15 protein-coding genes are annotated in these 20,438 nt (G+C 46.5%); 10 read left to right on the top strand and 5 right to left on the bottom strand.

Going from position 1 to position 20,438, the window contains the following annotated elements:
- Positions 1-2: 2 nt before the first annotated feature.
- Positions 3-2,174: a TonB-dependent hemoglobin/transferrin/lactoferrin family receptor gene (locus ACJJI7_RS15270; RefSeq protein WP_444901800.1), complete on the top strand. Its 2,172-nt coding sequence runs from the start codon at positions 3-5 to the stop codon at positions 2,172-2,174.
- Between the two features lie 337 nt (positions 2,175-2,511).
- Here the strand turns inward: ACJJI7_RS15270 and ACJJI7_RS15265 are convergent, their stop codons facing one another.
- Positions 2,512-3,432, bottom strand: a complete 921-nt coding sequence (locus ACJJI7_RS15265) for a LysR family transcriptional regulator (protein ID WP_444901801.1) — start codon at positions 3,430-3,432, stop codon at positions 2,512-2,514.
- A gap of 126 nt (positions 3,433-3,558) precedes the next feature.
- On the opposite strand from ACJJI7_RS15265, the gene ACJJI7_RS15260 reads away from it, so the two are divergent.
- Together ACJJI7_RS15260 and ACJJI7_RS15255 are read left to right on the top strand one after the other, a co-directional pair.
- Entirely contained in the window at positions 3,559-4,296 is a 738-nt protein-coding gene (locus tag ACJJI7_RS15260; RefSeq protein WP_020414947.1) for a glycine betaine ABC transporter substrate-binding protein, read from the top strand.
- Positions 4,297-4,329: 33 nt separating this feature from the next.
- A complete protein-coding gene (locus tag ACJJI7_RS15255) occupies positions 4,330-5,436 on the top strand; it encodes an L-dopachrome tautomerase-related protein (RefSeq protein ID WP_444901802.1) in 1,107 nt (368 codons plus the stop codon).
- A gap of 98 nt (positions 5,437-5,534) precedes the next feature.
- Here the strand turns inward: ACJJI7_RS15255 and ACJJI7_RS15250 are convergent, their stop codons facing one another.
- The gene (locus tag ACJJI7_RS15250) at positions 5,535-5,741 is read right to left on the bottom strand and encodes a DUF2905 domain-containing protein (RefSeq protein ID WP_020414945.1); all 207 of its coding nucleotides are present in this window, start codon (positions 5,739-5,741) and stop codon (positions 5,535-5,537) included.
- A gap of 187 nt (positions 5,742-5,928) precedes the next feature.
- Between ACJJI7_RS15250 and ACJJI7_RS15245 the strand changes: the two genes are divergently transcribed.
- The 6 genes from ACJJI7_RS15245 to ACJJI7_RS15220 all read left to right on the top strand — a co-directional run bounded on the left by ACJJI7_RS15245 (position 5,929) and on the right by ACJJI7_RS15220 (position 12,912).
- Complete coding sequence (locus tag ACJJI7_RS15245; protein ID WP_444901803.1) at positions 5,929-7,089, top strand: PQQ-dependent sugar dehydrogenase; 1,161 nt, start codon at positions 5,929-5,931, stop codon at positions 7,087-7,089.
- Between the two features lie 112 nt (positions 7,090-7,201).
- The gene (locus tag ACJJI7_RS15240) at positions 7,202-8,854 is read left to right on the top strand and encodes an amidohydrolase (protein WP_020414943.1); all 1,653 of its coding nucleotides are present in this window, start codon (positions 7,202-7,204) and stop codon (positions 8,852-8,854) included.
- 947 nt (positions 8,855-9,801) lie between these two features.
- Complete coding sequence (locus ACJJI7_RS15235; protein ID WP_444901804.1) at positions 9,802-10,812, top strand: DUF4062 domain-containing protein; 1,011 nt, start codon at positions 9,802-9,804, stop codon at positions 10,810-10,812.
- A gap of 178 nt (positions 10,813-10,990) precedes the next feature.
- Positions 10,991-11,683: an RraA family protein gene (locus ACJJI7_RS15230; protein ID WP_020414941.1), complete on the top strand. Its 693-nt coding sequence runs from the start codon at positions 10,991-10,993 to the stop codon at positions 11,681-11,683.
- Positions 11,652-12,251 (top strand): GNAT family N-acetyltransferase, encoded by a 600-nt coding sequence (locus ACJJI7_RS15225; RefSeq protein WP_444901805.1) that lies wholly within the window; start codon positions 11,652-11,654, stop codon positions 12,249-12,251. The genes ACJJI7_RS15230 and ACJJI7_RS15225 overlap by 32 nt, the downstream gene beginning before the upstream one ends.
- A 238-nt stretch (positions 12,252-12,489) precedes the next feature.
- Positions 12,490-12,912, top strand: a complete 423-nt coding sequence (locus ACJJI7_RS15220) for a hypothetical protein (RefSeq protein ID WP_444901806.1) — start codon at positions 12,490-12,492, stop codon at positions 12,910-12,912.
- A gap of 576 nt (positions 12,913-13,488) precedes the next feature.
- Here the strand turns inward: ACJJI7_RS15220 and ACJJI7_RS15215 are convergent.
- The 3 genes from ACJJI7_RS15215 to ACJJI7_RS15205 all read right to left on the bottom strand — a co-directional run bounded on the left by ACJJI7_RS15215 (position 13,489) and on the right by ACJJI7_RS15205 (position 18,115).
- On the bottom strand, positions 13,489-15,687 hold the full coding sequence (locus ACJJI7_RS15215; RefSeq protein WP_020414938.1) for a M3 family metallopeptidase: 2,199 nt from the start codon (positions 15,685-15,687) through the stop codon (positions 13,489-13,491).
- 900 nt (positions 15,688-16,587) lie between these two features.
- Positions 16,588-17,268, bottom strand: coding sequence for a glutathione S-transferase family protein (locus ACJJI7_RS15210; protein ID WP_020414937.1), 681 nt, complete (start codon positions 17,266-17,268; stop codon positions 16,588-16,590).
- 52 nt (positions 17,269-17,320) lie between these two features.
- Complete coding sequence (locus ACJJI7_RS15205; RefSeq protein WP_444901807.1) at positions 17,321-18,115, bottom strand: class I SAM-dependent methyltransferase; 795 nt, start codon at positions 18,113-18,115, stop codon at positions 17,321-17,323.
- 455 nt (positions 18,116-18,570) lie between these two features.
- Between ACJJI7_RS15205 and ACJJI7_RS15200 the strand changes: the two genes are divergently transcribed.
- The gene (locus ACJJI7_RS15200; protein WP_444901808.1) at positions 18,571-20,367 is read left to right on the top strand and encodes a hypothetical protein; all 1,797 of its coding nucleotides are present in this window, start codon (positions 18,571-18,573) and stop codon (positions 20,365-20,367) included.
- The last annotated feature ends 71 nt before the right edge of the window (positions 20,368-20,438 follow it).

The following is a 20,438-nucleotide window of genomic DNA, read 5'->3' as shown; positions in this document are numbered from 1 at the left end:
CCATGAAACTTCGCCCAATTGCAGCGGCCCTACTTGGCCTGGCATCCGCCGCTAACCTGCATGCCGAAACTTCAGGTTCGGCAGCCAGCAGCGAACTGGAGCTGATCGTGGTCAGCGGCCGCGCGGAAAAGCCGCTAAAAGATGTCGCAGGAAGTGTTTCTGTTGTCACTACCGATGAAATTGAACAGCTTCAGCTGAACGATATGAATCAGCTGTTCCAATACGAGCCCGGAGTTGAAGTAACCGGCGCTGCTGGCAGTGCACAAAACATTCTGGTACGCGGCATGGGTGGCGACCGGGTACTGATTATCAAAGACGGTATGCGGGTTAACGAAGGCTATGGGGCCGATGGCCAGAATGACATCATCGGCCGCGGCTTTATCGAAATAGATACTCTCAAGCAGGTAGAAGTCGCCAAGGGTGCTGCCTCTTCCCTGTATGGCTCTGATGCGCTCGCCGGCATCGTGGTCTTCACTACCAAAGATGCCAGCGACTATCTGGAGGATGGTGAGCAATTCGGCGGCGCGATCAAAACCGGGTACACAGGTATTACCAATCAATCACACATATCACCTGCTCTTGCCTTGCGCACCGGCAATTTTGAGCAACTGCTGCATACCACCTTCCGCGAAGGAGAAGAGCAGCAAAATTTCAATGAGAGCCAGGACCCCTTCGAAATTGAGTCGAAGAGCTTGCTATACAAGGCCAAGTACAGCCTTGGTGGTGAGGACTTTATCAGCTTCAGCATCGATCACTGGAACCAGGAAAGTACCGGCGACAGCGCCGATGGCCTGCTCCACTATTTCCGCGGACTAGCTGATTACGGCTACAACATCATCAAGGAAGAATCGGTTTCTGATAAAAAGGTCCGCGCTTACCAACTGCGTTACCACAGCGAAACCCCAAGCGCAGTCTATGACCAACTGAATATCAGCCTGTACCAAAACAAATCCGAACAGGAAGACGAACAATATGGTCAGCTGGACATCAATGCTCCTATGTTCGGTGTTTTCGAAATCCGTGATATGTGGGAGACCAGCCTTTACCGTCAAGACACCATTGGCTTCCTTTCCAATGCCAGCAAGACCCTGAGCGAAACCCACACCCTGGGATATGGCCTCGACCTGGAAAAAACCGAAAGCCGCCGCACCGTACACCAGTACCGCGAAGTGGAAGACAGCTCCACCATGGACGTGACTACTGACAAATTCCCGGAAAACGAAGTTTCCCGCGCGGGCTTATTCCTGAACGACGAAATGACTTTTGCCAATGGCCAGCTGGTTGTAACCCCCGGGATACGCTACGACTGGTACGAGATGGACCCCAACGGCGCTGAGAAAACTGACGGGACTCCTTTTGCCACAATTGAAGAAAGCAATACCTCCTTCAACCTGGGAGCCCTGTACAAACTCAACGCTCGCTTGTCTGTCTTCGCCCAGTACGGCCAGGGTTTCAAAGTGCCGGCCTACGATTTGGCCTATATCGAGCACTACCTGCAACCAACCTCTACCTATGCTTACGAGGTGCTGCCAGCTGACGACCTGTCTCCAGAAACCAGCGACTCTTTCGAGCTTGGTCTGCGTGGACATCTGGGTCCGATTGCCTTTAGCACTGCCGCTTTCTACACCGAGTACGATGACTTCCTCGAAACTGCACTTATAAACAGCGAAACTTTCTTCAACGATGATGGCAGCTTCTCTCACGTATTTGAGCAATACCAGTACCAAAACATCGACTCAGTGACGATTAAAGGGGTTGAGCTAAGTGCGAATTGGTACCTTTCTCCAGCGTTCGAGCTATTTGCGAATGCCAGCTATCAACGCGGTGAAAACGACACCACCGGCGAATACCTCACCAGTATCAGCCCGCTTTCCGGTGTCATTGGTGCCAGCTACACAGGCGCACAACTTTCCAGCCAGGTACTGGTACGCTGGGCGGACCGTATGGATCGGGTAAATGAAGGAGAAACAGAAGCTCCAGGCTATGGTTCTGTAGACTGGACGTTGGGTTATCAGTTGATGGAGCAGATGTCTCTCAACCTGGCCGTCAACAATCTACTCGACAAAGAGTATGTGCCCTACCTGAATGTAGCTGGCTGGGAGGAAGGCAGTGATATCTACGTAAACTCTGCTCCGGGCCGCACTTTTTCTGCATCCGTTAAGTACGATTTCTAAGTTATTAATCCGGCTAATTAGTGGATAGCCGGATTGATGCGGCGCAAGGAAGCGCCGTCGCTGGTCACGGCCAGCAAAGCCCCTGAAATACAAGTCACTCTGCGCTTTGCGCAATTTCGGGGGCTGTAATCAACTGGGTCACGGATGACCTTTTTTTGATTACTGGAGAAGTCTTTCTCCTACTCTCCTATAAGTCCCTTGCGGCCGCCCCCATGCGGCCTTTTTTAATTTAGATTAAAAAAATATTTTTAGCTGTTAACTGTTTTCTAAAAATATAAGTTTTTGAAATTTTCTAAATATTCAATACTCCGGCACTCCCATAAGATCCGTTCAGGAACTAAGTATTAGCGACTTCAATTGATTTAAAGCGCTGCGCCAACCTATCTGCAAATTCACCCACACGTCTGGGCTGAGCGCGACTCGGTGGAAAGAGCATTTGCAGCGGTATTGCGGAGGGTGTGTACTCGCTTAACAACCTAACCAACCTCCCAGCTCGGATATCCGAGCCGACATCCAGCTCAGATTTCAAAATGATACCAAGTCCATTCAAGCACCACTGTCGAGCTAGCTCACCGTCATTGGTAATCCGGTCTCCCCGCACCGTGACCGCTCTTGAAACTTCACTTTTCTGTCCTTTAACCTCTTCTCTGAAGCACCAGCTATTGTCCAGATTCTCCCCAAAGCGCATTACTAAGCAGTTATGGCTTGTTAAATCTTCAGGCTTTTTCGGAGAGCCATACTTTTCCAGGTAGGCCGGAGAGGCACAAACAATACGCTGCTTACTGCCTAAGGTTCTGACCCGCAGTGAACTGTCAATGATGGATCCAAACCTCAACGCGACATCTATACCCTGACCAACGGTATCTACATAGCCGTCGGACAGCAGCAATTCTATCGAAACCGCCGGATGGTCCTGTAAGAAACGGTCTATTTCGGGCGCAACAATTGCCCTCCCAAGGTCACAGGGTGCGCTAATCCGTATCGTTCCCGAAAGGGTTTGCGCCCCCAAGCGGATACGGGACTCCAGGTCCTCAACTTCGCCAAGAACCAACTTGGCTCCCTCAACCAGAGTTCTCCCCTCGTCGGTGAGACTGATCGCCCGCGTGGTTCGGTTTAACAAGACGACACCAAAATGAGCTTCTAGGGCCGCAAGACGCTCAGATACTGTACTGGAGGAGAGGCCCGAGTCACGTGCAGCGGATACAAGACTGCCTTTCTCGACAATCTGAAGAAACAGCGAAAGGTTAGCAAGAAGCATTGTACGTCTAAACCGGATATTCATTTCGATAAATGACAGTTTATCCGGCAAATATAGGAGACCACAATACTCCTATCAGCAGTTACTACTATCCGGTCAGCAACGCATATTGCAGGGAGATGAGATATGGATAAAAGCATTCGTATTGGTCACATCGCATTGTCATTCCATGAGGCCAGCGCTCTGGAAGTCGCCAAAATTCTTCAATCTTATGGCCACGAGGTGAGCTTCAAGTCTGCCTCTCACGAGGCCGCTTTCGACATGTTAAATAAAGGGGAAATCGATCTACTGGCTTCGGCATGGCTGCCGTCCAGCCACGAGATCTACTTAAACCCCTTCCTTGATCAGGTAGAAAAAGTGTCTGTGCTTTATGAGCCCTACTGTATTTGGGGAGTTCCTGAGTATGTGCCTGAAGAAGCGGTTTCCACTATCGAAGATCTTTTGCATGAACCGGCACTGAACCGTATGGAGCGATTGATACAAGGTATCAATCCTGGAGCCGGCATCAGCCGTTTTTCCGCAAAGATGATCCAGGCATATGGGCTCGACAAAGCCGGTTACGAATTTCGCCCTGGATCTGAGGAAGACTGCTTCGACCGGTTTGAGCAGGCAGTTGCAGAGAACCGGTGGACTGTCATTCCTCTATGGCATCCACAGTTTCTACATAACCGCTACACCATCCGTGCCCTCAAAGAACCCAAAGGGCTATTGGGCACTCAAGATGAAGCGACCCTTATCGTCCGCAAAGATGCCAAACAGAGAATTGGTGATGCTGCCATGGCAGACCTCTCACAGCTTTACATTGGCAATAGCAAATTGAGCGCTTTAGAGGACGAGCTCCGCACACGATCAAAAACCCAATAAAACCTCTCGAAATTCAAACTTGGAAAGTTAAATATGAAATCTCTGAACAGTTTAATTGCTGCATTTGCCCTACTCGGAATTGGCAGCGTTGCATCCTACTCGAGCTATGCAGTTGAGTCAGGGGCCCTGCAGACGGTTACAGAGTTTACGGACTCCCGTGCGGCGGGCGTTACAGTCACTCCCAGTGGTCGAATTCTGGTAAGCATGCACCCTTTGGATGCACCAAAATTGAAAGTGATGGAAGTAATGGCCAACGGAACCAAACAGCCATTCCCCAACCGCGATTGGGCCGATGGGCCAGAAACCGGTAAGGTCGGTTTTACTTCAGTTATTGGCATACACTCCGACAGTAAAGGGATTGTCTGGATTTTGGATATGGGTAGTGAGAATTCCCCCACTCAATTAGTTGCCTGGGATAGCGTAAATAATAAATTGCACAGGCAACTGGAAATTTCTAGATCTTCACTACTCACCAACTCTTTCCCACAAGATTTTGCCCTGGATGAGAAGCGTCAGAAAATTTATATCGCTGATATGTCTTTTGGTAACTTCAACGGCGCTACTAAACCGGCGATCATTGTAGTTGACCTTAAGACAGGGCAGTCACGACGGGTACTGGAGAGCGCCGATGCTTTTATGCCCCCCAACCAGGATGTCGTGATTGATGGCGTACTGTTATCAGCAAAAACCAAAGAAAATTCCAGTAAAAGCTTACGCTTTGGCCTGAACCCCATAGCATTGGATGATCAGGGTGAGTGGTTATATTTCGGCACCTTAAGTGGTAATACCCTATACCGCTTACCTGCAGCACTACTGGCTGACCATAGAATTTCCAATAAGAAGCTTGCCTCTAACATTGAAGAATTTGGACCAAAGAATCCAAGCGATGGCATTGTGATGGCACCGGGGAATGGGATTCTCGTTACTGACCTGCAAAATAATGCGATAGGTTTAACCACAAAAGGCGATTATAAAATTCTGGTGCAAGACAAGCAGCTTTCATGGCCCGACAGCTTGGCAGTAAGCAACGGCTGGGTTTATATCACTCAGGATCAACTGCACCAGCACCCGGCCTTCAGTTCAGGTCTTGGTAACGCAAAACCGCCCTACAAGCTGATGCGCTTCCGCTATATGCACTAAAGCCACCCTCCCCACCAATTACTCATTTGGTGGGGACTTTCCTCTTACATTTCACTATCTACGTTCTGTCTTATCAATTACCAAGCTAAATTTAAAAACTAACGTCTAAAGAGATTCACCAGCAAACTTAACACCAAACTGATAATAATCATGGACACGATGGGAAAGTAAAATCGTGTACGTCCGGACTCAACGCGGATATCTCCTGGCAGACGCCCAAACCAGTTAAACAGCCCGGGCGCAAAATGCAACAGCACACCAAGGACCACCAAGATAAACCCTGCAACAATCATCCAGCGGGCCATTTATCCCGCCTCCTCAAGCTATTTCAATCAGTGGAAGTCTAAACCGACGTATATACATTTAAGCGTAATACTGAGGGCGCTACTCATACAACCCTGCCGCATCTATTGGAAGCCTCACCGCTGATATACTTCAAGAGTTTCCGCCCACCGACTACCCCACTTCCAGAAACATTTTTCAGGAGGCAAAGTGAGAAGGATCTCAATCGCGACAACAGTTGTACTTATTTACGCAATTATCGCAAGTAACTGTTTTGCTGATACACGCATATCCCGCGGTGCGATTCCTGTCATTGATAATGTAAAGCTGAGCCAGGTAGCTGGCCCTATCGAATATCCCTGGGGTATTGCACTGCTGCCGGATGGCGCTTTATTGATCACTCAGCGTAATGGAAAAATACGCACCATAAAAGATGGCAACCTCTCAGATCCCATAGACTTTCCCGTTCAGGTTTACTTTGAGGGCCAAGGCGGCCTCCTGGATGTGGCAGCCAGTCCCAACTTTGCAAAGGATAATTTGCTCTTTTTCAGTTACTCAATCGGCAATACGCAAGACAACCGTCTTGCCATCGGCCGAGGCAAGTGGCAGAACGACACTCTACAAGACTTTGAGGAAATATTTAAAGCCGCCCAGGGGAAAACAAATGACCGGCATTTCGGTTCACGATTTGCATTCCTACCCGATGGTACTCTGTTGGCGACCATCGGCGATGGAGGAAATCCCCCGCAGGCATACCTGGATATATTTGCACGCGAACAGGGGCAAAACCTACATACGCATTTTGGCTCTGTAATTCGTATCAAGCCTGACGGCTCAGTACCTGACGACAACCCCTTTATTGATATGAAAGGCGCCCAACCGGAAATCTGGAGCTTTGGCCATCGTAACCCCCAAGGGCTCGCCATTGATCCAGAGACTAAAGTGGTATGGTCGAATGAACATGGCCCCGCCGCGGGCGATGAACTGAATCGACTTGAAAAAGGAGCCAACTTCGGCTGGCCACGGGTCACTTTTGGCAGGGACTACCGCGATGGCTCAAATATCTCCTTCAAAATTGCCGATCCGGAATTTGTATCCCCTATTCTTGCCTGGATAGATACCCATGCCCCTGGCGGCCTCACCGTATATACAGGCAAAGCCTTCCCTCAATGGCGTGGACACCTGCTTTCAGCAGGATTAGTCACTCAAGACTTAAGAGTCATTGACCCCGAGGGCGATGCGCTTACCGGTGAACAACGCATCGTGATTGGCGAGAGAGTCCGCGACTCTGAAATCGGGGCAGATGGTACCCTCTATGTGATCACCGATGGCCCTCAAGGCAGGTTACTGCGTATCGACCCCGATCAATAAGAGAGCTGGCAATCACCAACGGGAAGTAAATTCCGCTTCCCGTGTTTGCCTTTCCATAAGAGCTAAAGCCGCCATAGAATAGCTGACAATTAAAACAAAAAGGCTATCAACTATGCGACTTTCCCGCGTTCTGGCTGTAGCACTCCTCGCCGCTTCGTCTGTCAGCGCCCAAGCTGTAACAGTGATACACAATTTTTCAGGCTATCAAACCACCGATAAAGCCCTGATCCAGTTCAGCGCCATGGCCTTCGATCAAGGGAAGGTATTGGAAACTGGCAGCATTACCGAGCTGAATAAGAAGTATCCTGATGCAGACAAGATTGATGCCAATGGCAAAACTCTACTACCCGGTTTAATTGATGCCCACGGCCATATGTTGGGCCTGGGCCAGCTCAATACTATGCTGGACCTGCGCGACCAATCACTGGAGGAAGCCCTGAAGTCCATCAAGCGCCACGCCGAACACTTGGCGCCCAATGAGTGGCTCCTAGGAAGAGGCTGGAATCAGGTCACCTGGCCAGGCAAACAATTTCCCACGAGCGACCAATTGGATGCCCTGGAAATTGATCATCCGATCTGGCTACGGCGGGTAGATGGCCATGCCGGTTGGGCCAACGCCAAAGCGCTGCGTCTCGCCGGCGTAGATAAAAATACCCAATCGCCGGAAGGCGGTGAGATTCTGCGGAATAGCAAAGGCGAACCTTCAGGCATCTTGATTGACAATGCAATGGGTCTTTTACAAAAGGCCATTCCAGCCCCCACTCTCACCCAAGAAAAGAAATCCCTACAGAATGCCTTCGCCAAGGCGCTCTCTCTGGGCCTTACCAGCGTGCATGATGCAGGTATTAACGAGAAAACTCTTAACGCCTATAGAGAACTATCTAAAGAAGGTGCTATCCCCATGCGGATGTACCCTATGTTGTCAGTAGACAGCCACAACTATGCCAAATTGCTAAAAGCCGGCCATATCGGCGGTCCCGAAGATCGACTGTATATGCGCAGTATTAAGTTATCGGCCGATGGTGCCTTGGGCAGTCGTGGTGCAGCGCTACTGGAACCCTATCACGATCGTCCATCGGAAAAAGGGCTTCTACTCTACCCAGAAACCAAAATGCTCTCTCTACTTAAATTAGCTACCGATAACGATTTTCAAGTGAATGTCCATGCCATCGGCGATAGAGCCAACCATATCGTACTCAATCACCTGGAGACACTGGATAAGGCTGAAAGCCAGAAGCAGCTTCGCCACCGTGTGGAGCACGCACAGGTCATAGAAGTGAAGGATATTCCTCGCTTTACCCAGCTTAATCTGATTGCCTCGATGCAGCCCACCCATGCCACCAGTGATAAAAACATGGCTGGTGACCGTTTGGGAGAGAAACGCCTGATCGGTGCTTACGCCTGGCAAACCCTATTAGATCAAGGTACACCAATCGCTGCCGGCTCCGATTTCCCTGTAGAGCCCGCCAATCCCCTTTTCGGACTCCATGCAGCAGTAACCCGCCGTGACCGCCAGGGAAATCCCACTGATGGTTGGCGCACCGAGGAAGCAATGACCCTGGAGCAGGCGCTACGTGCATTCACCCTTCACGCAGCCTATGCCAGCCACCAGGAGAAAATGATTGGCAGCCTTGAAGCCGGAAAATTCGCAGACTTTATTTTACTGGACAAGAATATCTTTGAGATAGACCCTCAAGAAATCTGGAAAGCAAAAGTAATGGAAACCTGGGTTGAGGGGGAAAGGGTTTATAAAACCACTTTCTGATAAGAATAATGGGCTTTTCTTAACAGCAGTGGCTTAAAGTACTTTTTTGAAGAACTACCTTTGCAATAAGTTACAGTAAGCACTCAAGAATTTTAGGAAGAGCCCGCAAACGACCTAAAAAAGCCAAATGCTATAGCGTAATGAGCAAACTTGTTTTCATGTATAATCTTAGGTGCTCTAAATTCGAATACCCAGGTCATTTCTACTTCAGGTTCCAGGCTTACCTAGTCTTTGACTCAGCGGCCAGGCCATCTCATAAAAGCCTACCTGGATTGTATAAAACCAAAAGTATCAAAATCCACTTTAATCCCCCCCAAAAAAATAAATCTAATTATTAAAAACAGAATTTAAAGGTAAGTGATCAACAACTAACTTTATCAAATATCAGATCTAGATATTACTTTGGACATATTGCAGATAGCAACCATCTTGCCATACATCAAAAAGCTCAATAACAGTTTGTCTGTAAGAAAAAGCTGACTTACCACCTTCAAAAGATTATCAACAGATGAAAATAGCCCACCAGATTACAGGATATTCAGATGGGACCTTTTAACAAGTGGCTGACAGTGATAGAGTTTGCTGATCTCCAAATGATTTCCATTTGATGATAAAATCTGGGGGATACATTGAACCCCTTAATATGTTCAATGTAAGTACACAAGGAAGAAAAAATCGTGCTAGATGTCACAACCGCTTTTTACTCCCTCAAGAATTGCAATAAAACTGCAGTGTGTTCTTTGAATATAAAGCCAGTGATCAGCCACGATATTAAATATCTTTACTACCACCAACCGATCCTACACTCTAAAAACAGTGCAATTCTAAGCAACAAATTTCGGTTCTTATAAAATATTCATACATTTGCAAAATGTTTACATCCTTTTTTACAGTCGTTAATCAGAAATCTATTTAAATATCTTTCAAAAGCCTGAGTACACTAAAGTATGGATAAAAGATATCAAGTTTTTGTCAGCTCAACCTATGTTGATTTAAAAGAAGAGAGACAGAAAGTTCTTCAGACCCTGATGGAAATGGATTGTATCCCTGCTGGAATGGAGCTATTTCCTGCAGCAGACGAAGAACAATGGGAGTTCATTCAGAGAGTTATAGATGATTGTGACTATTACCTGCTTATAATTGGTGGTCGCTATGGATCAATAGCCGATAACGGTCTTAGCTATACTGAGAAAGAATTTGACTATGCTGTTAGCAAAGGAATCAAAGTTATTGCTCTATTACATGACTCCCCTGAATTACTACCCAGAGCAAAGACTGAAAAAAGTGAAGAGCTTGAGAGAAAGCTAAATAAATTTAGAGAAAAAGTTAGTAGTGGGAGACTGGTTCGATTTTGGTCAGACCCAAGGCAGTTACCAGGCGAAGTCGCCCTTAGCTTAAATAAAACAATAAAAATATTCCCCTCTACAGGATGGGTTAGAGCTAATTCAACAGCCTCACCAGATTTACTTATAGAACTCAACAATTTAAGAAAGCTAAATGATTCACTCAAATTGCAACTCGAAAACCTAAATAGAAGCTCGTTTATTATTCCATTATCCGACTTAGCAGATTGGCATGACTCTATTAATATAACAGGAACTTACTCTGTTAACGCAAGTAGTATCAATTATGAAATACTTGATAAAACCTGGAAAACAGAGACTACATGGAGTAAATTATTCTCAATCATCTCACCATACTTGACGCGCTCACCACATGAAAATTTAGTAAGCAATTTCATTGCAACTGAATTTAATAGATCCACATCAAGTAAACTGAATGCCTCAGATTTCAAAGTAGATCAACAAGTATTATTCTCTATACGAGTTCAATTTATAGCGTTAAGCTTGATATCTATTGATAGAGATGGAAACTGGCTTTTGACTGAAGCCGGAAATAATAAGATGATCGAATCCAGAGTTTCTCGAAGAGTGCATCCAGAAGAGCTAAGTACTTGATAAGCATATTAGCTTTACTCCCAATTATTAATCACAGATCCAATGCTTCACACTGCCAACCCTTTACGATGCTACTACTAGCTTTCCCAGGGGTGGCAGGAACAAACTAAGTAATTTGACACTTTGGTATTGATGTACTTATATCTTTGCTTATCAATCCTAAATAGCTGCGTTTTCCATGATAGAAGACAGCCCAACCCTCAAGCTACACCGTAACTTTACCCGCCCATCTCAGGCCGACATAAATGTGTTACGCAATACGCCAACAGAATTTATTGTCGACTGTATGGATGGTCGCGGATCTCTACACCATGCTATTAAACCGATATTACCAATGGACTCCTCAATAGTCGGTATAGCGGTCACCTGCGAATGTGGCCCTGCGGACAATCTTGGTGTTCTGGGAGCGCTCGACGTAGCGCAACCTGGTGACATAGTGGTTGCCTCAACAGATTCATTTACTCAAACAGCGGTAATCGGCGATTTAGTACTGGGCATGATGAAAAACAAAGGGGTGATAGGATTTGTCACAGATGGGTTGGTTCGAGATTTAGAAGGAATAGAACGTCTTTCACTTCCTGTGTTTTGCAAAGGGGTTACACCGAATTCACCAGCTAGAAACGGCCCGGCATCAGCTGGCCTCCCTGTAAACCTTGATTCAACCCATATCTGCTCAGGTGACATTATTATTGCAGACCGAGCTGGAGTTATTGTCGTACCCTTACAGCAATTGAACGCCATAAGCAGTAAACTCCAAAAAGTAAAAAATGACGAAGCAGCTTTGCAGCAAGCTGTAGAAACTGGCCTAACCCTACCCCCCTTTTATAAGGAAATCGTTAATGCTGGCAAAGTTGTCGAACTTGATAAGTAACTTTGCCATAAAAGATCCAGCAAAAAAAATTACTGGGAAAGGGGAGCCTCTTCAAGCATTGACAACGATAACATACCCTAGTGCACGATATGACAATATGAAGTATCAAAATACGATTGAATATACTCAAATACCAGAAAAGGATGTCCCCCTCTCACTTTTACTTGTGGCCGACCCATCCAAAAAACATATACGCTCCTATCTGCCAGGTTCCTGGTGCTTTGCAGCCATTGACACTAACCATATTAAAGGCATTTGCGTTGCAAATAGAGTTGATACATTCATTGCGGAGATTTTCAATATTTCTACTTCCCCAGAGAAACAAAAACAAGGAATTGGCACTAAGCTCCTGGAATTCTCACTTTCGGAACTAACCTCAAAAGGAATCCATAGAGTTGAACTCGGCACAGGCACTTTTGGCTATCAGTTAACTTTCTATCAGCGCCATGGCTTTAGAGTGGAAGCTGTCATCAGGGATTATTTCCTAAATAATTATGATCAGCCAATTTTTGAAAATGACTTGCAGCACAAGGACATGCTTAGGCTCTATATAGAATTAAACAGCTAAGTTGAAACCCATACCATCAGAAAACCTTAGATTCAAGATCTTTTTCACTGGAAGAACTCAAGCCAATATCGTTGACATCAAGAATATATATTTTTACTAAAAAGTGCGGAATTAAGGATAGTTTATCTATTTTACTTCAGAAGAAACGTTTTCAAATTGAACCAGATAAAACTATTGCTCAAACAAGCATTCAATAATATAGTTTCTCTTTAAGAATCCTGTGATAAAATAGCACACAATGCGTCAAGCCATGTTCCTCATTAAAGCCACTACTGCTTGGATTGTCATGGTTATGGCTGCAATTGCAAATGGATTTTTTAGAGAGAGTATTTTAATTCCATATTTGGGAGAGAAACTATCTTTACCAATAAGTGGATTGACTCTATCAGCACTTGTATTTGCAATAGCCTACAGGGCTGTAAAATATTTTCAGTTAGACTCTATAATTACCTGCTTGATACTTGGTTCACTTTGGGCTTTTCTCACATTTTTGTTTGAGTATGGTTTTGGTTACTACATACAAAACATGACCATCGATGAAATCAATCAAGTTTTCAATATTATGAGCGGCAATCTATTTATTTTTGTTATTATTACAGCCTTGATATCACCGGTTGTACTTGCAGCTCGAAAGAAGGGATCAAAGGAAACTCCGAGTTAAGCCGGATATATTTTATCCTAGCCATATTTTCATCTGCCATTTCCAGCAGCATTAGCTTTCGCTTCAACAATATTAGTTAAATTCATGACAATAGAAGTATCTAAATTACAATAGATATAATACCTCCCCTGCTATTTATATAATCAACTTATAAAACAACCTGGATGCTGGCAGCTGGCCTGAAACTCTGGTCAGCTGGAAAGATTGGCCCTATAGCAGCAGGACGCATATGATCCAATACAATCGGGATTATTGCCGACCTACTTGTTATACCCTGGCCATACGTTTGGTCAACTTATATTGTTAAAACAAAATTATTTCACCATGGCTCAACTCATGGCTCAACTACTATAGGAGCACAAGTGCTAGATTCACAGAGCCTGCTGGAGGGCCCGAAAAAACTGCTGCTTAACTCCTGAATTTTAATATCCCGTTCAGGCTTGCATATAAACTCACGCCCCCCTTATTGGCTTACGAATTATTTATTTGCGAGTCAAATATTTCCATATGCCACATATAAAAAAGCCGCATCAAAAGATGCGGCTTTTTCGTGAACGAGCTATTGAAACTAAGTTCTCAGCCTTCCTTTTTCTTTGGTACCGGGAAACCACGATCACGCATCAACGCTTCGATATTGGCGTCACGGCCACGGAAAGCGCGATAAGCATCTGCGGGGTCCACAGCGTTACGCGGTGCAAACAGGTGTTCAACCAGCTTGGCAGCAACGCCCTTGTCGTAAAAACCACCTTTAGATTCAGCAAACGCCTCAGACGCATCAGAGGTCAGTACATCAGCCCACATGTAGCCATAGTAACCGGCGGAGTAACCCTCACCAGAGAAGATATGACCAAAGTGCGGCGTGCGGTGGCGCATTACTAGCTCCTTCGGCATACCCAGTTTGTCCAGTGTTTCACGCTCAAACTTGTCGGGGTCGATACCTTCAGGATTAGCGGTATGGAACTTCATATCAATCAAGGCAGAAGCCAGGTACTCAGTAGTGGCGAAGCCCTGGTTGAATTTGGCTGCTTTCTTGATCTTGGCTACCAGATCAGCAGGGATCGGCTCGCCAGTTTTGTAGTGCACCAGGTAGTTGTCGATTACCGCATCGGTGGACAGCCAGCGCTCCAACAGCTGGGACTGGAACTCGGTGTAGTCACGTACACCGCTGTTCAAGGTTGGGTAGGTCACATTGGATGCGAGGAAGTGCAGCGCGTGGCCAAACTCATGGAAGAACGTCTCTGCATCATCCCAACTTACCAGTACAGGCTCGCCGGGTGCGCCTTTGATAAAGTTGGAGTTGTTGGACGACAGTACATTCTTCTTGCCATCAAAGGTGGAGTGGTCACGATACATAGTAGCCCAGGCACCGGAGCGCTTACCTGCACGAGCGAATGGGTCCAGATACCAGAGGCCGATATGCTCGCCACTGGTCTTATCGTTCACTTCCCAGACTTTAACGTCTTCATGGAATACCGGCACTGAGCCTTCTTTTACCGGGGTGAATTTGAAGTTAAACAACTCACCAGCCACGTAGAACATAGCTTCGCGCAAGTTGTCCAGTTGCAGGTACTGCTTCACTTCATCAGAGTTCAGGTCGTACTTGGCTTTACGAACCTTCTCCGCGTAGTAGCGGTAGTCCCAGGGCTCAATGGTGATATTGGCTTTTTCGGCATCGGCTACGGCCTGCATATCAGCCACTTCTTCTTTCACTCGGGCAACTGCTGCTGGCCATACTGCCTCCATCAGCTCCATAGCGCGCTCAGGAGTCTTCGCCATACGGTCCTGCAGACGCCATTGAGCGTAGTTATCGAAGCCCTGCAGGCCTACTCGCTCATCACGCAGCTTCAGGATTTCAGCGATGATGGCGTTGTTATCGTGCTGATCGCCATTGTCGCCACGGCTGTAGTAGTTGGTCCACACCTGCTTACGCAGCTCGCGATCATCGGAGTAAGTCAGGAATGGGTCCATAGAGGAGCGGGAATTGGTAATCGCGTACTTACCCTTCTCGCCTTTCTCTTCTGCCAGCGCTGCGGCAGCTGCAACAAAGGACTCCGGCAGGCCGGCCAACTGATCTTTGGTCAGGAAGATATCGTAGCCTTCCTCATCCGCCAGCACGTTGTTGGAAAACTTGGTGTAAAGCTCGGCCAGGCGCTTATTGATCTCAGCATAGCGCTCCTTGGCTTCACCTTGCACCGTGGCACCGTTAGTAGAGAACTGGGTATAGATCAGCTCAACAACACGTTTTTGTTCAGCATCCAGATCCATCGAGTTACGCTGGTCGTAGATGGCCTTGATACGATTAAACAGAGCTTCATTCTGGTAAATTTTGGACTCGTAATCAGCCCACAGAGGTGCCAACTCCTGTTGGACCTTACGAAACTCTGGAGAGGACATATTAGCGGCCCAGATTCCGTAGTAAGCAGTAGCACGGCCCAATTCGGCGCCGCCGCGCTCCATCGGCACGATAGTATTGGCAAAGGTGGGCTTGGCTGGGTTGGCAGCAATGGCCTCAAGTTCAGCCAAATTGATCTCAATGCCCTTCTCAATCGCGGGCTTGAGATCTTTCAGGTTCATCTTGTCAAACGCAGGTACACCACCGTAGGGACCAGTCCACTCAGCAAGAAGCATGTTACTGGCGTGCTCTGGAGTAACAGCCATGGACTCTTCAGCTTTCACAGTGTCTTTAGCTACCTCAGCCTGCTTTGCCTTTTCACCACAACCGCCCACAACCGCCAGGGATGCGGCTACGGCTAGTGCGATCATTGTCTGACGCATTTGCTATCTCCTCTAAGATAGAGTTTTGTAATAGTTTTAAGGTCGAGAGTTTAACCCCAGATGCCCCACCCAGGCCAACTTTACCGCCTCAGATGCCTGAAGCTGCGGTAAACAGAGAGATTTCCACGACAACCTCCAACACTTGATCAACCTATGAAATGCCGCCCAGGCAAGTACTTCGTCTGCTTTCTTGATAACGACTTTTTAAGTGAATAGTTTATAATGCATCAAAAGTATGACTTTATGGTCAGATAGCTAATCCGTTATCTACCAAAGAAGCCTCAGGCCCTCTTTGTACCCATCAAATGTCAGTACAAAGCCTCAGCTCCCGCTCAAAGAAGGAAGAAGCAGGCCTGATATCTCCTCAGTACACAGCGAATCGCACCCCCGGGCCTTAGAGAGGTTAATTCAAGAAGATTTATACACACTGTACATAACACACTGTTAAAGAAGTTACTTCCGTCATTAAAGTGCAGGGTCTTAATATTTATTAAAAGTGAAGAAGCCTTACCAGGCAAAACAATCCCAGTTCAAAGATTCAATGATCGATATAAGTGAATAAATTAAAAATCGAGTATTAAATCTCAAATTAACATTTAAATAACTCTAAAAAGAAAAACTAAATATCCCACAATTTTTCATCGGAATAAGGAGCCACTGATAATAAAAATGTAGTGCTAGCTCATACCATCTTTGATCTCTATGACCCATTCGAATCAGAGGTATGTGATTCTTCAAACAACTGGGCGAATAATGTGTTTCTCACCCGAAGCCCCAAATGCTAAAAACAACCATGAAAAAGACTTTCTATTTGAGTAAAAAAACTTTCTTAACAGTCACAAACGCGACTTTAGCTGTAATCACGCTTGTGACATGCTACATCAATATTAAAAATAATTATTAGCTACGCAAGTCCTCAATCACAACACCCATATTTCGAGCCTCTTCCTCATGCAGCATTTCTCTCCAGGGCTCCTGCAGCGCATCTGAGATCCATTTTTTCATAGAAGGTAAACTTAGCAACTGATCAATATACTGTTTAGCTGCATTACTAAATGGCAACCCATAGTTCTGTGCGCGGATAGCAACTGGCGCAAAGAAGGCGTCCACCGCTGTAAATTCTCCCCCGGTAAGGAAAGGCCCACCAAATCGCTGCAAGCCTTCCTGCCAAAGCTCATCAATGCGACTAATATCTTTCTGTAGTTGCGGTGGAATCTCAACCAGCTCCACAATCAAACCACAATTCATAGCGCAGATGTTCCTTAAAACCGAAAAACCAGAGTGCATCTCAGCGCAAGCACTCCGTGCCCAGCTTCTTGCCAGTCTATCGATGGGCCAAACCTGCGGAAAATCTTCTGCAACATACTCCACTATGGCAAAGGAATCCCAAACGGTAATATCGCCATCAATCAAACAGGGCACCAATCCAGTAGGGGAAAAACTATGGAATTTCTCCCAGCTTCCCCCCTCTTCAAAAGTCGCCAACTGCTCATTAAAGGGAATTTCCAGGTGGTGCATTAACAACCAGGGCCGCAGTGACCATGATGAATAGTTTTTATTTGCTATAAACAACTGATACATTCGCTTTCCTTAGTAATTAACAGTAAGGCTCCAATAGCCACGGTTTTGTCATTTAGAATTGCTTCTGCCAGCTGGCCAGCATTGCCATAGGCGGCACAAACTCAGATTCCTCTAGATCTCCACACCAATTCCCAATATTCTTACCCAGCTCTATAAAGTTTTTCAATGATAGATTACAAGCAATTGCTGCCATCAGCACATCGGCCAATGTATGGTGAAAATTATAATTTTCTTTTGCCTGATACTTCCTACCATTAAAATAATCCAACCCTTGATCATCCCGCTGTGGCTCTCGATTAAAATATGACATCGCAATGTGTGAAGGGTTACCTTCTTCATACATATTCAAAACAGGATGAATCTCCTCCATCAAAAGATAGCCGCCTGGCTTCAGCAGCGAAGCACAAATACGCACAAATCGCTTTAGGTCCGGCATCCAGTTGAGTACGCCAATGGTAATAACTGCAAAGTCAAATTGACCAATATGCTTTTCTGGTAACTCGTAGATGTTAGAACATACAATCTCCATACCTGGATATCCCGCGGCTTTTGCCAGAAGCTTGGCTTGATCGACAAAGGCTTGAGATCCATCAATACCGACGCAGCGGCCAGCTCCTTTCTTTTTTATGGATATCAGATCTTTTGCATTGTTGCAGCAAATTTGTACCACTGATTTTCCGCAAATATCATAACCACTTACTAATGTATCGAAATCCTTCTCCAAAGCATTAAATTTAGAGTCTGAGACTTGTTCGAGCAGCTGCTTATTGACTTCCCAATGAATGGAGCCGGCCTCATCCCAAGAAGCCAGCGATTTGCCTACAAAGAATCCAGTTTCTTCTTTCATTTTATCTAGTGAAAACCAGTTTTTAGACGGATTAAAAATATACTGAGAATTTTAGGGACAGCCAATACCATACCCCTTACTCTTCCCGTTACACCAAATTAAATTTATAAAGCATCTAATACAACCTTCCCTATTTGATAACTCACCAACCTGTTGTACTAGCCGCCTTAAGAAAGATCGGCAAGCCCACACTAAAATTGGCGACCACCTCATTAAGTAACAAAATTTTAACAAGCGCATCATCGCTATAGTATCCTGCTATCTCAAATATCAATCTGACTGGTACTATTGAGGAGGAAATAATCTAGCCAATATTCTTGCCTCTAGTGACATCCTAATCTCTACTTTTTAGGGAATATTACTCTCCCATGTGGATTGGCATATTCTACTCAAACCTGCCTTTTGACCCGTTGTATCACCCGCCATAGCGGTCTGTAGTAGAGGAAGGGATGCTTATGAAAGTCACATCTTGTTTTGCTCTCTCAATATTTCTGGCGACATTGGTTGCACCCGGTGCCAACGCACAATGGAGCGGAAACGGCGAAGAATCCTTGGGGCACCCTGGCAAGCATTGTAAAAGGGTTAAACCCCGGTTCGATAAGCTGTTCAAAGCCCCAGTGGATGAGTGCTTTAATGGCGTTGGTGAACCCTACCCCGAGCTGGTTGATGGCGTCTGCTCCGCGGGTGAACCAAAACGCAACGGCGCCCAGATCTGGGGTATGGCTGAGTCACCCCGTTTCCTCTACTGGGGCACAGGAGCAAATGTCCCTTGTACTGCACAGGCCTCTCCAAATGCCGTATTGACGCCTATCTTTGCTCCCAACCAGGGCTGGGTTTGTGAGTTTGCAGAGGGAATACTCGCCCAAGAGAATCCAAATCTTAAAAATCTTGGTGATTGGCGTGCTCCAATGGCCTATCGCATGGATACCTGTACGCTTGAGGTAACGGAAATAACCCCTACTTACGATCCCCTGCTACAAGATACGCTGGGCTTCCGCTCCGGCGGTTATGCCGATGACGTAGTATTTCTCGCCGGTCCCGGTGGGGTTCAGGAGGGAATCGCCGGTGAAGGCGGCGGCAACAGCATCATCATGATGGCCTGGCAGGCGAGCACGGGTCGCTACCTTGGCTCCAAGCAGTTTCCCCAATACTCCAATATCCGCAAGTTCCTTAACCATGAGGGCGTTCTATATACCGGTGTGGCTGTGCAAGAATCTCTCGGTGGCACAGGGGAGGTTTTACGCTGGATGGGCAATATCCATCATCCATTCAGGTTTGAGGTCGTGGGTACAATGCAAAGTACTCCGGCTAATTTCACCGTACATGATGGTCGCCTGTTTTTCTCTACCTGGCCAACTGGCGACGCTCAGACGGGACAAATCCGTGCCTACTCCGGCATTGTAATGAGCCCCAAAATTCCGGAGGGTGGATTCCTGCCGGAAAATGCCAAAGAGTGGAAGGAAGTCTGGAACATTACCGAGTACGAACCAGACCTTGTTTCCGCAAGTGCGTATGCTGGCGGTGATATTACCTCCTGGCGCGGCAAGCTCTATTGGGGCACGATTAACTTTCCGCTGGGAGGCTTTAGGGCGCATGTCCTCGCTTACGGGGAAACCTGGAATAATCCAATTGGAGAGCTGGAAACCATCATCGCAACCCATAGGGCAACAACGGTTTTCCGCGGAGATCGATTTGGTAAAAAGAAACGGAAACCAAAAATTGAAGTGCTCTATGGCTACAAGGATGTTCAGGTTTGGGATCCAGACAGCAATATGTTTGTTGACAAGAATACTCTGGCAGGCCTCCCCCAATTAGGCAGAGCCGGCTTGGGGTGGCCATTTAATGTCTATACTTGGCGCCTTGGGGTAACGGGCAGCGATATGTATCTGGGAACCCTGGATGTGAGTAGGCAGTTTGCTGGCCTGATTGAAAGTGGAACCGATCCTGCCAACGAGCTTCCCGCGGAGCTACTCATGTTCTTGGAAGATGCGCTATCAAATCCCAAGACCTCTGGCGGCAAGCTCTACCGCTTCTTTTCACCAAATCATAGAGCTATTCCAGCCACCTTTAATGGCGTTGGCAATTCCGGGAACTTTGGTTTCCGCACAATGATCAATCACCCCAGGTTTATGTGGCTCGGCACTGCAAACCCATTTAATTTGGATCCAAGAGGTGGCTGGGAGTTATATAGATTTGCCCCTATAGCTCCCGGAAAACCCAAGTGGGTCAATGACACCGAGTTGAATCAATAAGAAAATATCTTCTCTATTACTTCTATTCTCTAGAGGCTTCTCACCTGAAATAGGTGAGAAGCTTTTTTATG

The sequence above is a fragment of the Microbulbifer variabilis genome (genome assembly GCF_056232115.1).
This window is presented reverse-complemented; position numbering and strand designations above follow the sequence as displayed.